A 14,947-nucleotide genomic window follows, 5' to 3' on the forward strand; every position below is an offset into this window, starting at 1 on the left:
CGATCGATGGCGTCACCGCCCGCGTCCTTAGGACAGAGGTTCAGTTCGCGGGGCGCCCGTGGACCGCCAGCCGCACCAGCAGGATCGCAACGATTACAGCCGCCGCGACGTTGTAACCCATGCCGGAGACGAAGGCCAAGGCGTAGCGCGCAGCCGGCTCCTGCGAACCCGTCCCAAGCGTCGCGCCGAAGAGGATGCCGACCGCGGCCACGCCGAGCGCTGCACCGACCTGCTGAAGCGTCGAAATGATCCCGGAGGCGATACCCGCCTGCCGCTCGTCCACGAAGCCAAGCACGAGGTTGAGCAGCGGCGTCATGATCATCGCCTGCGCCCCACCGATGACGACCAGCGCGGGAACGAGGTGAGCAACCACGAGACCCGCCCCGGCAATCCACACCTGCCCGACCAGCACGCCGAACGAGACTGCGTAGATCAGCGCCCCCATGGCGATGGCAGGCGTTCCGAAACGGACGACGAGGCGCGCAGCGCATAGGGAAACGATCACAAAAGCGATGGAACATGGCACGAAGACACGACCGGCCTGAAACGGGCTGAGGCCGAAGCCCATCTGCACCAGGAGCGCAAAGCAGAGGAAGAAGGAAGAGGCAGTCGAATAAATCAGCAGGACCAGCAATCCACCCTGCGCAAACCGCGGCTGCTGCAGCAGTTTCATGTCAACGAGGGGTTGGCGTCCGGCTTTGCGGCGATGTTCCTGCTGGCGATAGAAGGCGGCAAGCAGAAAGGCGGCGGCGACAAGCGACAGGAAGCTCCGGGCCTGCCAGCCGCGGGTCGGCGCCTCGACCAGCGGCACCAGCAGGAGCGTCAGCCCGAGACTGACCAGTGCCACACCGAGCCAGTCCAGCGTAGAGCGTTCGGGCGCCCGTGTTTCGGGAATGAAGCGCGCCATCACGATTGCAAAAAGACCGATGGGTACGTTGATCAGGAAGATCGTGCGCCAGCCGAGATCGTAGAGATCGGCTTCGACCAGAAAGCCACCGAGGATCTGGCCGGCGATGGCGGCAAGACCGAGTGTCATGCCGAGCAGACCGAAGGCGCGGCGACCGTCGTTGCCCGAGAAGTTCAGACGGATCGAGGCATAGACCTGCGGGAACAGCAAAGCAGCCGCCAGCCCCTGCAACACCCGCGCGCCGATCAGGATTTCAATTGACGGAGCCATGCCGCAAAGAAGCGAGGCCGCCGTAAAACCGGCCATGCCGAGGACAAACAACCGGCGTCTCCCGTAGAGGTCGCCGAGCCGCCCGCCGGTGACAAGCAGGACACCGAAGGCAAGCTCGTAGCCCGCAACGATGAAGCCGATCTGCGACAGGCTGGCGCCCAGTTCCGCCCGCATCGAGGGGATCGCGACGTTGACAACGAAGAGGTCGAAGATCGTTACGAACCCGGCCAGCAACAGGATGCAGAGGCCAAGCCAGGGCGGACTGTGGGTCGTTCCGGCAGACGCTGGGGAAAGTCTTTCGGTTGTGCAGGTGTGCGAGCTCATGGGCGTCCTCTTCTTGTTGACGCACCAGCGATTTCACAGCCATTATCCTTTTACAATTTAACCACTTATGCTGTTACTTTTTGCAATTGGCTGAACGATGCGCGCCCTTGAACGAACCCGTCCCGAGCTTGCCGAATTCCTCCGTAGCCGTCGTGAGCGGCTCTTGCCCGAAGATGTCGGCCTGCCAAGCGCGAAGCGCCGGCGCACACCGGGGTTGCGGCGGGAAGAGGTCGCGGCTCTCGCAGGCGTCGGGTTGACCTGGTACACATGGCTCGAACAGGGCCGGGAGATCGGGGTGTCCGCCGGCTTCCTCGACAATCTCGCCCGCGTGCTCAAGCTGGATGTCGCCGAACGCCGGCATCTCTTCGTTCTTGCCCACGAGCGTCCGCCGGCGGAGCCCGGCAAGACGTTCTGCATCGCGCCGTCGCTGGTCACACGGCTGGTGGAAGACCTCGCGCCCCACGCCGCCTACATCATCAACCTGCGCTGGGACGTGCTGGCCTTCAACGCGCCGGCCGACCGGCTGTTTGGGTTTGAAAGCCACGAGCCTCACCGCCGCAACCTGCTTTGGGCCTTGTTTACCGATGGCGCGTTGCGGAAGGCCTTCGTGAAGTGGGAGGAACAGGCGCCGGCCATGCTCGCCAGTTTCCGCCGCGACTTTGCCGGCGCGCGAGACGATCCGGATGCCCGCACCCTGGTCGAAGAGCTGGAACGGGTCTCGCCCGAATTCAAGAACTGGTGGCGGCGCCAGGACGTGCACGCCCCCTGCACCGGCACCCGGACGATCATGGTGGACGAAACAGCCGTCGAGTTCGAGCACACCTCGCTCACAATCGACGGCGGGCAGCATCTGCGGCTTGTCGTTTATGCGCGCAAGCAGACGCCGGGCGCTGCGCAGGCCTGAGGATTGGCGCCTATTCGGCGTAGAGCGTCAAGGTATAGTTTGCAGTATCTCCACGACGAGCGGCGTTGCGCATCAGATAAACGTCGATCACATAGTTGCCGCTCGATGGAATCGTGACGCTCGTGCTATTGCCATTGATCGAACTGTTGTACATCGCAGCGTCCGCGCCGGGCGCTGTTACGTTGAAGTATAGACTGGAATTGCTTGGATCGAGTTGTATGCTGAGCTTCTGACCCGCTATGAGCCCGAGCGCGTATTGGACGCTCTGGTAGCCCTTCACAGTGCCGTCGATGGTTGATCCAGAGGAGCCGGCAGCGAAATGGATGGTCTCACGACGAACTTCGTCGGCAAGGGTGGGCGTCGCCGTTAGGACTGCGAGGGCGAGAATAATGTTGCGTACGATTTTCACGTCTTGGTCTTCCTAAATGTTTGCGAAGCTGTTTGGTTTGAAACCGTCAGTCGACGACCTCTCCGGCAGGCTTTATCCCGGGCAGACCTGCAGAGAAACATTTGCCCAGAATCTAGGGCGATGATGATGAATGCAACCCCTGCTGGCGGGCACGACCAATAAGAACGGCGGGCATGCAGGCCCGGCCGCGACTGTGTAATGTCAGGGGCGAGCCATCATCTCTTTGAGGCAGCGCAACTAAAATGGGTTTGCCGTCAGCGGCAGAACCCTTCGCGTGCGACTGGACCGGTTAAAAGGGTTGCGCGTCAGATTTCCTTTGAGCACTCGAAAACTGGCCAGCAACCGGAGCCGCCTACCCCGATCAATCGCTTCACAACCATGTGGCGTATTCTGCGATCAAGCGTCTCCCGTGCCTCCCGGTCGTGACGCCTAGGTTTTATAGGATGCAGCCCTACCGCAGCGCTCAGCCAACGACGCAACGGCATCGAATGGCCCACTGAAGAGATCGCCCGTTCGGTGAGGCCGCGCCCGGTGCACGACATTTCCCAGCGAGCGTTGCGCCAAAAGGCACCGCCGTCGCCGCCGGCCAATTGCTGCCCTGCAAGGTTTGTGGCTATACTCGAGCGATGATCACGCTACTCGATCAATTCACGCATGACGCGAGCTGGTGGCTGCCGATTTAAGGCGGCTCCAACTGCTATGTGCAACATGGGCCGCCGCAATGGGCGGCCTTTTCGTTTCTCCGGCTCAATTGCGGCGTCCGCTTCCCAATCGGAGAAATACATGGACGACGCAATTATTCCGGCACTTCTCAGCTTTGTCTTTGCCGCGACAATCACGCCCGGCCCGAACAACATCATGGTCATGGCGTCCGGCGCGAATTACGGCTTCCGCCGCTCGATCCCGCATCTGATCGGAATTTCCGCTGGCGTTCTGCCGATCATATTGCTGGCCGGCGTCGGGCTCATGGCCATTTTCGAGATCGTTCCCCAACTCGAAACGACGTTGCGTATTGCCTCGGCGGCTTACCTTTTGTGGCTTTCCTGGAAGATCGCAAACGCGTCACCACCCGGCGTCGGCGACGCCGTCGGCAAGCCACTTTCGTTTTTCCAGGCCGCCGCGTTTCAATGGGTCAATCCGAAAGTCTGGGCAACAGGCCTGTCTGCGACCAGCCTGTTCGCACCGGAACGGGTCCTGGTTTCCGTCGTTGTCGTGGCGTCGGCCTTCGCGATTATCGGGTTTGCCGCCAACATCGTTTGGGCCTGGATGGGAACCGTCCTGCAGCAGTGGCTGATGGTCGGCCGGAGGCTTCGTCTATTCAACATCGCCATGGCGGTGCTGTTGATTGCCTCGCTCTATCCCGCCTTGCGGCACGGCGGATAGTTTGGGGAGCGCAAGCCGGGCGCGCGGAGGCCGAACGCACCCGGTGGGCTGCCTGCCTATCGATCGTTGTCAGGGTTCGATTTCATCGACACCGATAACAGCAATGCCGTTGCTGCAAGCGCCGCCGCAATGAAGCCGAGATTGCCGGCCCCTGCCCACTCTAGTCCAAGGCCTCCGATCGAGCCGGACAGCGCAATGGCAAGGTAGAGAATGGCCTGATTGAGCGAGACCAGGACGCCGGCGGCCTCTGGTTTCAGCGAGATCAGCCGGTGTTGCTGCGGCGTCGTGATCGCAAAGGCGGCGATCCCGTAGAATGCGATGATTGCGAAAGCCGATGCCAGCGTGTCGGTGGTCAGTGGCAGGATCAGCATGCTGATGATGAGCCAAAGCAGGGCGATTGCCACAACCTTCTGGCCGCCAACCCTGTCGGCGAGCATGCCTGCACCCAGGTTGCCGATCGTGCCGATCACGCCGAGCGTCGTCATCAGGCCGGCCAGATACACGCTGTTTCCTTGCGTGGCGGCCGCAAAGATGATGCCCATATAGGTGTAGGGTAGATAGACGGCGGTGAAGGCGAGAAGCGTTACGCCGAGCACCGCCAGAATTTGCGGGTTACGCAGCAGCCGCAACTGCTGCAGCAAGCCCGTCGTCGCTGCGATTCTGATCGACTTCGGAACGAAGGCGGCGATACCGACGACGCCGAGGGCTGCGAGCCCCGTTGCAAGCCACATGGTGGATCGCCAGCCGAACGCGCCGCCGAAAGCCGTGCCGAGCGGCGCGCCAAGCGCCGTGGCCGCCGTAAAGCCGCTGACGACCAGGGCGATTGCCCTGCCCCGTTGCGCCGGCAGGACCATGGCGGCGGCGGTGACAGTGGCGGTCGGCACGAACAGCCCGACGCCAAGCGCCGCCACGACCTGACCGGTCAGAACCTGCGCATAGCTCGGCGCAAGCGCGGTCCAGACACTACCGAGGAGATAAACAAGGGCTGCGACGAGGAGGACGGTTCGGCGTTCCCAGCCGCCAGTCGCAGCCACGAGAACAGGGCCCGCGATCGCGCACGTCAAAGCGAAAATCGTGATGACCTGCCCTGCAACGGAGGGGGCGATGTCGAGCGAACTGCTGAGAAGCGGCAACAGGCCCGCCAGAACGAACTCACCCGTCCCGACGACGAAGACGCCGAAGGCGAGCATCGACACCGAAAGCCATGGATTGGTCGCCTGCGGCCGATCGGCCTCATGCGGGGTTTCGAGCGTGGCATTGACCATGACAAGACCTTTCCGGCACGGCCATGGAACGGCCGATGCCAAGATGTGGGTGACAAAACTGGGATCGGATCGAACTACGGGCGCAACAGTGCGGACCGGCTCATCAGGAGGTCGGGCTTGAAGCGAACCAGCCCGTTCATCGGCAGGCCCTCGTGCGAGCGCCTCAGGCGCCCGTCGAAGCCGTCGAGCGCGGCCTGACCGGTCATGACCAGCATCTCGCCCGTGCCAAGATCCGGAAACAGCAGACAACAGGCAGGATCGACGAGCAGGTTGCCGAGGGTGTTGAAGTAGTAGTTTCCGCGGTATTCCGGCCAGATCAGACTGTCGCCGTCCCACTGCACGAATCCGGCCGGGCCGCCGCGATGGGAGACATCCATATCGCCGCCGGCATCGGAGGCGGCGCGGGTCGCAACGAAAAACGTATCGGCACCAGCGACGACGCGGCGAGCCAAGCTCGTATCGGCCGAGATCAGAACCGGCTCTCGGCTCGCGCCGGCCGCCTCTTCGACGTCCCTCGGGCGAATGTACTGCGGACAGTTTCCAAAGGCCTGCCGCACATCGACGGCAAAATCGCTTTGCCCCACCCGCCCTATGCGGCCATTGACGCGGATGCGCCGCCGGGTCGACAGATCGATCGCAAGGAGAGCGATCGGAGCTCCCTCGACAATGCCGCGCGCCACCGGATCTCCGGCGTCAGGGCGCGCTGCGACACGCACATGCATGGCGTCTGGCGCACTCAGAAAGCCGGGGCGACCGAAGACCATGGTGGCCCAGATGCGCCCCCCCCGGTCAGGCACGGCCAGGACGACGTAGTGCAGTTCCGCAAGGAAGCCTGCAAAGCCAGGTGGCAGGCTCGTCTGTATCGCGCGCGATCCGGCCAGTTGCTCCCGGACGGCAAAGAGGCGCTGGAGATGCTGCTCTCCGGAATGAAAGGGATCGCCGTCCATCACAAGCCCCGCGCCGCGGCAAGCCGCCCCCGGGACGCACGGCGCGCGAGTTCGAACTGGTCAGGTTCCCCCATCAGGGCTGCCACATTGGCCGATGCCTGGTAAGACGTCAGTTCAAAGGCCAGCAGGCCGACATCGATACCGCCATGAAGCTCGCCTGCGGTGACCGCCTCGTTTGCGAGATCGACGATACGCTGCCTCGCCTCGGCCCGATGATGTTCGACACGGTCGCGGATCTCGCCCGGCCGGGTGCGATATTCGCTGCTGAGCGCATGTACCAGGCAACCGCCAGGCAGCGTTCTGTGTTCAACGAACGTGAACCATCCCTCAATGAGAGCGATCAGGCGTTCGGCCGCTGTCGGCAGCGCCATCGCGGGGCCAACCACCGTTTCGGCATAAAGCGCCACGCCGTTTTCGATCGTCGCCAGTTGCAGGGCTTCCCGGTCGCCGAACAGGACCTGAACGTTGCCTCGCGCCACGCCGGCGTCTGCCGCGACCCGCCCGAACGTCAGCCCCTCCAGCCCCTCCACCGACGCGATCTGCGTCGCGTAATGAAGAATATTCGCCCGGGCGCGATCGCCGCGCTCCTTCCGCTTGTCGTTCGCCTTCATGCTGGCCCTCCTGGTCGCTCATCCGCTACCCCGTAATAAATATACATACGTATGTATATTGTCAATCGGAGCTGCGGGAAGAGAACAACCCGGCGCGAAACGGCGGCAACGACGCGGTCACCCAGTCCTTGCGGCGCCAGATGCCGGTCGCCAGGCCGCGTTCTGCAAAACCGTTCGGTAGCCGTCAGGGTCCTCAAAGGTTTTGCCGCTGCGGTCCCAAAAGGGATTGAACGACGGAACCGGCAAAAAGCCTGCTTCGCGCATTCGCTCGACGGCAGCCATCCATTCATCGGTGTCAGGGATGTAGAAGATGGTCAGGTTGTCCTGGCTTGGAGCTCGACCGACCGGATGCCCGTGTTTCTTCGTAAACTCAAAATGATACGGGTCTCCGTGACGACCGAGCATGATGCCGTCAAATCCGTCGTGATCCTTGAAGTGCGACAGAAGCTCCAATCCGAGCCCGTCGCGATAGAACCGCAACAGCGCATCCAGATCGTCGCTTGGCCTGGCGATACGAACGGTTTGTATATTCACGCGCTGCCTTTCCTGGTGGAGCCTTCACCGCGCTGCTCTTACCAGGGTTTCGCAACAGGTCCAATCTCCACCACCATGGGCACTGGCCGGCCGAACCTCAAAAAGCGCCGACCTTGCAGAAGACGCTTGAGCCCGCGCGTTGAACCGTAAGTCCAAAGCGCGGGCCGGCTTGCCTCAGTTGGTGACGCCCATGACCTTGCCGAGATAGGCGACATACTCGCCGAACTTCGGCAGGGCGCGGGTCGCGGCCGCGTCGCGCGGGCGCGGCAGGTCGATCGTCACTTCTTCGACGATCTTGCCGGGGCGGTCCGCCATGACGAGAACGCGGTCCGACAGGAAGACGGCCTCGGCGATGCTGTGGGTGATCAGCATGACCGTCTTGCGGTGCTCCTGCCAGATCCTCAACAGCTCGACGTTGAGCTTGTCGCGCGTCAGCGCGTCGAGCGCGCCGAAAGGTTCGTCCATCAACAGGATCGGCGGATCGAGCACCAGGGCCTGGCCGATCGAAGCGCGCTGGCGCATGCCGCCCGACAGCTGGTGCGGATGCGCATCGGCAAACTTCGTCAGCGACAGCACGTCGAGGATCTTGTCGACCGCCGCATTGCGTGCGTCTGCCGGCATGTTGCGGATGCGCGCGCCGAGCTCGACATTGCCGCGCACGGTCAGCCAGGGCAGCATGTTGTTGGTCTGGAACACCATGCCGATATCCGGTCGTGGCGAGCGGATCTTTTCGCCCTTGATCGTCGCCGTGCCCGTTTCATACGGGATGAGGCCGGCGACGATGCGCAACAGCGTGCTCTTGCCGCAGCCGCTTGGGCCGAGAACCGAAACAAACTCCTGAGGCCTGATGCCGAAGTTGATGTCTTCGAGCGCCTTGAACTGACCGAAGGTCTTGTTCAGCCCATGCGCCTCGATGTGGTTGGCGGCCGTATCCGCCGCAGGGCCGGTGCCCTCTTGCTTTTGTGACACCCCGGCGGTGGCTACCGACGCCATTTTTTCCTCCCGAACTGAAATATTCATACCTGGATACCCCGCCACCAGACCGCCTTGGCCGCGAATTCGATCAGGGCATAAAGGGCGAGCGAAATCAGGGTGATGACGATGATGCAGCCGAAGACGAGATCGGTGCGCGAAGATGCGGTCGCCATCATGATGAGATTGCCAAGACCGCGCTCGGAGCCGACGAGCTCGCCGATGATCGCGCCGATCATCGCGAGCGGCATGGCAACGCGACAGCCGTCGATGAAGCTCGGCAAGGCGCTCGGCAGGCGGAGCGTGGTGAAAGTGCGCCACGGACCGGCGTTGAGCGCGCGGAAATGTTCCTCGAGGTTCTTGGCCGTCCCGGCAAAACCGCCGAGCGTCGCAACGACGATCGGAAAGAAGGCGAACAGGAACGCCATTGCGACCTTGGAGATGAAGCCGTAGCCGAACCAGACGATCATCAGCGGCGCGAGCGCGCTTTTCGGCGTGGTCTGCAGCGCCGTGACGAGCGGGTAGATGGTGCGCTGGGCAAAGGGCGAGACATAGACGGCCATGCCGAGCATGACGCCAATGACGACCGCCGCTCCGAAACCGATCAACACTTCGGCAAGCGTATACATCGAGTGCTCGAACACTTCGCCGCGTGCTTCCCACACGGCAACGACGATCGAGGACAAAGGCGGCAGGATGTAGCTTTTGACTTCGAAATATCGGACGCCGTACTCCCAGAAAAGCAGGAACGCACCGAAAAAGAGAACGACTTGGCTATAGGCGACAAGCCGCGAATTAGAGCCTGGCATGGAGGCCTCCGACGACAGAATTGGCAGGCATATGGTGAGAGGCGCCGGGCTGACCCGGCGCCTTGGAGGTCACTGTCCTTGCTTGTCCTTGACCACCTGATGCGGCGGCGGCACGACGAAGCGCTTGAACCGCCACTGGTCGAAAGCATCGATGTTGCGCTCCCACACCCTTGCGGTATGCGGGCTGTCTTCCGTGACCTGGATCATGTCGCAGTAGATTTCGCAGTTGTTGCCGTCGGGGTCCTTGAACACGAGGAAGCAGTTGGCGCCTGGACCGTGCTTACCGATGCCGCGGACGATTTCGACGCCCCGCTCCTGGAGCATTTCGGCCGCGGCTTCCATGTCCTCCAGGCTATCGACCAGGTAGGAGAAATGCTCCAGGCCGGGCCGCGTGTAGCGTGGCAGGTCGTTGAAATCGGGTGAGTCCGCCGGGATCTGCGACAGGGCAAGATCGTGGTGGTCGGCGCCCGCGCGCAGGAAGACCATCTTGTCCTCGATCCAGTCGGACACTTCGAGGCCCACGATATTGGTGTAGAACTCGACGGACTTGTGGATGTCGCGGACCATCAGGACCATATGGCCCAGCTTCCTCACATTTATCTTCTTCTTCATGTTCCTCTTCCCTGAACCGAACGGACTTTCTGGAGCGCCACTAGGAACGCACCAATGACGCTCTAGCACTTTGATTCTAGAGCATCTTTCCGCCCGCAAGCGATGTCACTTGCGGGCAGAATGCTCTAGCGACTGATGTTGCGATAAAGGTCGGTCGTCTTGATGCTGTCGTCGACGACGAAGGCTTCACGCACGAAGTTCATCGTCTTTTCCATGCGGTCGGCCCGCACGAAGCCGAGGTCCTTGTTTTCCGCCTGCGGATCGCGAACGAGCGCATTGATCTGGCGGATCTGCTCCAACACCACGCTCTTCTTCAAGGTCGGATACTGCTTGACGATCAGGTCGGCAGCCTCTTCCGGATGCGCGGCCATGTAGTCGTAACCGCGATAGGAAGCGTCGAGAAACTTGTCGACCACCTCGGGCTTTTCCGAAAGCAGCGCCTCGGTCGTGACGAAGCCGCTGCCATACATGTCGAGGCCGAAATCGCGGTACTTGATCATGCCGATCTTCTTGCCGGTCTCGCCCGCATTCTCATTGAGGATGGCAAGGCTCGCGCCTTCCCAGCACTCGGCGAGATCGACCTGCCCTTCAAGGAAGGACGAGGTGATGACGGCCGGGTTCATGCGCAAGAGCTTCAGATGGTCCTTCGGCAGGCCGTTCTGCTCCAGCCAGGCCGGAACGATGTTCTGCACCGGAGACGTGGCACCGCCACCGACCGACTTGCCGCTGAAGTCGGCAAGCGTCATTTCCTTGCCGCCATCCTTTTGCAGGTAGCAGAGGGCGCCCGGCCAGACCGTGTTGATCGAGCCGACGAAAACGGCCTTGCCGCCGTTGACGCGGTTCAGGATGACGCTGACCGGATCACCGTAGCCGATGTCGAACAGGCCCTGGTCGATTTCGTTGACGGTGCGCTGACCGCCATATCCCTGATAAACCGAAACATCGAGCCCGGCCTCGTCGTAGAAGCCCTTGGCCTTGGCCACCAGCACGCCGCCGACGCTGCCCTGCGGCAGCCACGACATGTTGAACGAGATTTTGTCGGCTGCCGAAGCGGCCGTCACCATTGATGCGAATGCTCCAGCCAAAGCAGCCAGACGCAGTGAATTCCCAAACTTACGAGCCATACTGTCCTCCTCAGTTCAGCCATTGTTGGCCTTGGTTATTCGATCCGAGCTCCTCTGATCGGATTGGTGATGGTGCCGACCTTCTCCACGGCGGCCGTCACGATATCGCCGGCGTTCAGGAACTCCCCGGTCCCCATGCCTACCCCGTCGGGCGTTCCTGTCGCGACCAGATCGCCCGGCCGCAGCGTCAGAATAGACGACAGGTAGGAGATCTGCTCCGCGACGGAGAAAATCATCGATCCGGTGCTGTCGTCCTGCTTGCGCGTACCGTTGACGTCGAGCGTCAGGCGAAGATCCTGCGGGTCGCCGACGCAATCGGACGGCACCAGCCAGGGCCCGAGCGGCGCGAACGTGTCGAAGCTCTTGCCGCGAAACCAATCGTGCTTGAACGGGAAGTCGGTGCGCCGGGTCAGGTCGCGCGAGGTGATGTCGTTGATGACCGTGTAGGCGGCAACGTGGTCGAGAGCGCGCTCGACCGGAATGTCACGGCCGCCGATGCCGATCACGGCAGCAAGTTCGACCTCCCAGTCGACCTTTTCGGCGCGCGCCGGCAGGATGATCGCTTCGTCCGGGCCAATGACGCTTGAATCCGCTTTCATGAAGACGAAGGGCTGACTCTCGGACTTGGCGGCCAGCACCGTACCCATCTCCTGCGCATGCTCGACATAGTTCGAAGCGGTAGCAAAGATCCTGACCGGACGATAGGGCGCGCAGAGCTTTGTGCCCGTGCCCAGCGGTTCGAATTTGCGGCCACTGTCGACAAGACGTTCGGCCAGACCGGCCAGCGCCGGCTCGACGTCGGTCCAGGCGCTGAGCATGCCTTCGATCCCGCCTGCGAGCCACTTGCTCCAGGCTTCACCCGGCTGCTGCAGAACCCGAGAAACCAGATCGAGATCATAGACGCCCTGCTCGGTCACGATGACCGGCCGAACTTCCTCCCTGATGAGCCTTTGCCCCAGCGCATGCCAAACCACCAGACATCTCCTTCCCTCGTTGTCGGTATCCATGTTGCATACAATTTCGTGTTTATGTATTCTTGTCAAGCAACAAGTGCACACGAAATGAGGGCGAAATGCGGAAGCGACAGCTCGAACTGTTTCACGAATGGGGATCGATCCAGTCTTTCAAAGTGCGCCTATGCCTCGCGGAACTCGGCCTTTCCTGGGTTTCGCGACGGATCGACCTCTCGCGTTTCGAGAATCTTGATGCCGGCTATCTCGCGATCCATCCGCAAGGCCTCGTTCCGGCGCTGCGGATCGACGGCGAAATCGTCACGGAGTCGTCGCAGATCAATGAACGCCTCGACGCGTTCGCCGCAGGCGCACTGCTGCCGGACGATGCCGCGGTCCGCCGGCGCGTGCGCGACTGGACAAATTTCGAGGACACGGTCGTTCACCCGGCGGTGAGGCCGCCGACATTCAATCTCATCCTGAAGCCACGGCTTCGACAGTTTTCATCAGGCGAGGTCGCGGCTGCGATGGACAGGCACCCGGTTGCCGCCCGCGCCGAGGCCTACCGGCAGGCCGTCGCGGCACCGATCGATGGCGCAGCCGTCGTCGCTTTGATCGCCGTCTTCCGGTCCGTACTCGCGCGCATGGAAAATCATCTGTCGCACGCGCCTTGGCTTGCCGGCGATCACTTCACACTTGCCGATGTGGCGATGGCCGCCTTTGTCGACAGGCTCGACCGGCTCGCCATGGAGGCGCTCATCGCTCCGTTTCCGCGCGTTGCCGACTGGGCGGACCGGGTTCGGCAGCGGCCGAGTTTCACCGCAGCCAAGGGTCCACAGGCCGAACGCCCAGACCCGCTCGTCAACCGCGATCTCGTCGACAGCCTCATGGCCGCCGCCGACGCCCATCCACAAAACCACCCCTGACCTTCAAGGAGATCCCATGGACCACCAAAGCATGCAGCACGCCCAGACTGACGCAACCTTGCTCGCAAGACTGTTCACCGAAGCGCGCAGCCAGAACGGCTGGCTCGACCAGCCGGTACCACCCGAACTGCTGCAGCACGTTCACGAGCTTGCCCGCATGGGTCCGACCAGCATGAATTGCTCGCCATTGCGGATCCTCTATCTCACCAGCCAGGAGGCAAAGGAGCGGCTGCGGCCGGCGCTTGCCGCCGGCAATGTCGACAAGATGATGACCTGCCCGGTCGTTGCGATCTTTGCGACCGACTTCGAATTCGCCGAGCACCTGCCCTTCCTGTTCCCGCACACGGACGGCAAGGGTTTCTTCGAGCGCAACCCGCATCTCGTCGCCGATACGGCCTTTCGCAACGCCACGCTTCAGGCCGCCTATTACATGCTGGCGGCCCGTGCCGTCGGGCTCGACTGCGGCCCGATATCGGGCTTCAACGCCGCCGCGGTCGACGGCATCTTCTTTGCGGGGACGCAGACGAAGTCAAACTTCATCTGCGGCATCGGGCATGGCGATCCGTCAAAGCTCTTTCCCCGGCATCCCCGCTTCGCCTTCGACGACGTCTGCACGGTCCTTTAAACGGAAAACCCCCGGCGCCGCCGCGCCGGGGGTCAGGAAACTGTTATCGTTTACTCGGCCGCGGACGCGACGACCTTCAACTCCACCACCATGTCGGGGTGCGGAAGCGCACGGACGCCAACGGTCGTTCGCGCCGGACCGCCGGCGGCAAACCACCGGTTATACTCTTCGTTCATGGCGCCGTAGTCGGCCATATCGGTCAGGAATATCGTGACGTCCACCAGGTGATCGAGGCGAGCGCCGTTTCGTTCCAGCGTGTCCGAGGCCTTCTGCAGGATGGTCCGCAACTGCACCGCGACATCATGGACGCGCTTGCCGTCGGCGGCCACCTGCGTGCCGGCAATCGTGCCATCCGCCAGCCGGGCACTGATCCCCGACAGGAAAAGAAGACCGCCTGCCCGCTGCAATTCGGCATAGTTGGCAAGCGGCTTGACGGCAGCCGTACCCGGCGCGCTCACGCGTATTCCCTGACGACGGTCCAGGGCCTAAAACCGATTTCCGTACAGGCCGCGATGAACTTCTGCTCGGTCTGCTGGTCGAGTTCCATCAAGGGCGGCCGCACCGTGCGCCAAGTGGCGTCACCCGTGTGGCGCGCCATCATGATCTTCATCGCCTGGATCATCGGAAACTGCTGGAACAGCGCGCGCACCGGCCCGACGGGCGCAAAGGCGACGGCCGCGCCATGTTTCGCGCTGGCCGCAGCCGCCTCGACCATCGCCTTGGCGTTGACGTTCGCGGTGGCGGAAATGCAGCCGGCCGCGCCCCGTTCGATGGTTTCGCCGAGCAGGATTTCGGAAGCCGGGAAAACCTTGAAGCCGTTGCCGACCTCGAGATAGCGGTTGAGGGTGTCGCGATCGCCAGAACTGTCCTTCACGCCCGAGATATTGGCGGGATAGCGCCGGCGCAGCGTCTCGATCAGCTCGATGGTGATCGGCACGCCGGTGAACTGCGGAATATGATAGAGCACGATGGACAGGCGATCCGAGCCGATGGCCTCGATCAGATGCCCGTAGTGGCGGGCAAGCCCTTCGGTCGAAACCGGCTTGTAGAAGAACGGCGGCAGCACGAGCACCGACGGTGCGCCGGCGTCGACGGCTGCGCGCGCCAGCTCGACCGTTTCCTCCAGACTGCAGGCTCCCACGCCCGGCATCAGGGTCCGCGCGGGGATCCCCGCCTGCACCACATCGTCGAGCAACTGCCGCTTCTTGCGCAGCGACAGCGACGCTGCCTCGCTGTTGGTGCCGAAGATGGCAAGGCCCGCACCCTGGTCGACGATCCAGCGGCAGTGCTCGATGAACCGCGGTGTATTGCAGCTCAGATCCGGCTTGAACGGTGTCAGCACCGGCGCATAGACGGAAGGCAGTTCTGGCTTCAT

At 62.6% G+C, this 14,947-nt stretch carries 17 protein-coding genes; 4 read left to right on the forward strand and 13 right to left on the reverse strand.

All coding sequences use genetic code 11. The features are described 5' to 3' along the window. Positions 1–40: 40 nt before the first annotated feature. Positions 41–1,501 (reverse strand): MFS transporter, encoded by a 1,461-nt coding sequence (locus tag L981_RS27365; protein ID WP_043623910.1) that lies wholly within the window; start codon positions 1,499–1,501, stop codon positions 41–43. A 97-nt stretch (positions 1,502–1,598) separates the two neighbouring features. Here L981_RS27365 and L981_RS27370 point away from each other — a divergent pair, with 97 nt between their 5' ends. Then, complete coding sequence (locus L981_RS27370; RefSeq protein WP_043623912.1) at positions 1,599–2,405, forward strand: helix-turn-helix transcriptional regulator; 807 nt, start codon at positions 1,599–1,601, stop codon at positions 2,403–2,405. Between the two features lie 10 nt (positions 2,406–2,415). On the opposite strand, the gene L981_RS27375 is transcribed toward L981_RS27370, so the two are convergent. Further along, positions 2,416–2,814, reverse strand: coding sequence for a DNA breaking-rejoining protein (locus L981_RS27375; protein ID WP_043623915.1), 399 nt, complete (start codon positions 2,812–2,814; stop codon positions 2,416–2,418). Positions 2,815–3,597: 783 nt separating this feature from the next. Between L981_RS27375 and L981_RS27380 the strand changes: the two genes are divergently transcribed. Next, positions 3,598–4,197, forward strand: coding sequence for a LysE family translocator (locus L981_RS27380; protein WP_043623918.1), 600 nt, complete (start codon positions 3,598–3,600; stop codon positions 4,195–4,197). A gap of 56 nt (positions 4,198–4,253) precedes the next feature. On the opposite strand, the gene L981_RS27385 is transcribed toward L981_RS27380, so the two are convergent. From L981_RS27385 to L981_RS27425, 9 genes are all read right to left on the reverse strand, one after another. Then, positions 4,254–5,462 (reverse strand): MFS transporter, encoded by a 1,209-nt coding sequence (locus L981_RS27385; protein ID WP_052202049.1) that lies wholly within the window; start codon positions 5,460–5,462, stop codon positions 4,254–4,256. A gap of 74 nt (positions 5,463–5,536) precedes the next feature. Next, complete coding sequence (locus tag L981_RS27390; protein ID WP_043623921.1) at positions 5,537–6,409, reverse strand: pyridoxamine 5'-phosphate oxidase family protein; 873 nt, start codon at positions 6,407–6,409, stop codon at positions 5,537–5,539. Beyond that, positions 6,409–7,020 carry a TetR/AcrR family transcriptional regulator gene (locus L981_RS27395; protein WP_043623924.1) on the reverse strand — a complete coding sequence of 204 codons (612 nt, stop codon included), beginning with the start codon at positions 7,018–7,020 and terminating at the stop codon, positions 6,409–6,411. The genes L981_RS27390 and L981_RS27395 overlap by 1 nt, the downstream gene beginning before the upstream one ends. 117 nt (positions 7,021–7,137) lie before the next feature. Beyond that, positions 7,138–7,554 (reverse strand): VOC family protein, encoded by a 417-nt coding sequence (locus L981_RS27400; protein WP_043623927.1) that lies wholly within the window; start codon positions 7,552–7,554, stop codon positions 7,138–7,140. A gap of 174 nt (positions 7,555–7,728) precedes the next feature. Further along, complete coding sequence (locus L981_RS27405) at positions 7,729–8,547, reverse strand: ABC transporter ATP-binding protein (protein WP_082006180.1); 819 nt, start codon at positions 8,545–8,547, stop codon at positions 7,729–7,731. Positions 8,548–8,570: 23 nt separating this feature from the next. Continuing rightward, the gene (locus tag L981_RS27410) at positions 8,571–9,335 is read right to left on the reverse strand and encodes an ABC transporter permease (RefSeq protein ID WP_043623930.1); all 765 of its coding nucleotides are present in this window, start codon (positions 9,333–9,335) and stop codon (positions 8,571–8,573) included. Between the two features lie 69 nt (positions 9,336–9,404). Further along, a complete protein-coding gene (locus tag L981_RS27415) occupies positions 9,405–9,947 on the reverse strand; it encodes a VOC family protein (protein ID WP_043623933.1) in 543 nt (180 codons plus the stop codon). Positions 9,948–10,072: 125 nt separating this feature from the next. Continuing rightward, positions 10,073–11,011, reverse strand: a complete 939-nt coding sequence (locus L981_RS27420) for an ABC transporter substrate-binding protein (protein ID WP_197067204.1) — start codon at positions 11,009–11,011, stop codon at positions 10,073–10,075. A gap of 95 nt (positions 11,012–11,106) precedes the next feature. Continuing rightward, entirely contained in the window at positions 11,107–12,045 is a 939-nt protein-coding gene (locus tag L981_RS27425; protein WP_197067205.1) for a fumarylacetoacetate hydrolase family protein, read from the reverse strand. Between the two features lie 98 nt (positions 12,046–12,143). Between L981_RS27425 and L981_RS27430 the strand changes: the two genes are divergently transcribed. Next, complete coding sequence (locus L981_RS27430; protein ID WP_043623939.1) at positions 12,144–12,947, forward strand: glutathione S-transferase family protein; 804 nt, start codon at positions 12,144–12,146, stop codon at positions 12,945–12,947. 16 nt (positions 12,948–12,963) lie between these two features. Beyond that, entirely contained in the window at positions 12,964–13,572 is a 609-nt protein-coding gene (locus tag L981_RS27435) for a malonic semialdehyde reductase (RefSeq protein ID WP_371258913.1), read from the forward strand. Positions 13,573–13,622: 50 nt separating this feature from the next. On the opposite strand, the gene L981_RS27440 is transcribed toward L981_RS27435, so the two are convergent. Together L981_RS27440 and L981_RS27445 are read right to left on the reverse strand one after the other, a co-directional pair. Then, positions 13,623–14,030 (reverse strand): RidA family protein, encoded by a 408-nt coding sequence (locus L981_RS27440; protein ID WP_043623942.1) that lies wholly within the window; start codon positions 14,028–14,030, stop codon positions 13,623–13,625. Further along, positions 14,027–14,947: a dihydrodipicolinate synthase family protein gene (locus L981_RS27445; RefSeq protein ID WP_082006183.1), complete on the reverse strand. Its 921-nt coding sequence runs from the start codon at positions 14,945–14,947 to the stop codon at positions 14,027–14,029. The genes L981_RS27440 and L981_RS27445 overlap by 4 nt, the downstream gene beginning before the upstream one ends.

Origin of the sequence: Ensifer sp. ZNC0028 (genome assembly GCF_000799055.1) — a bacterium.
Lineage (GTDB): Bacteria > Pseudomonadota > Alphaproteobacteria > Rhizobiales > Rhizobiaceae > Ensifer.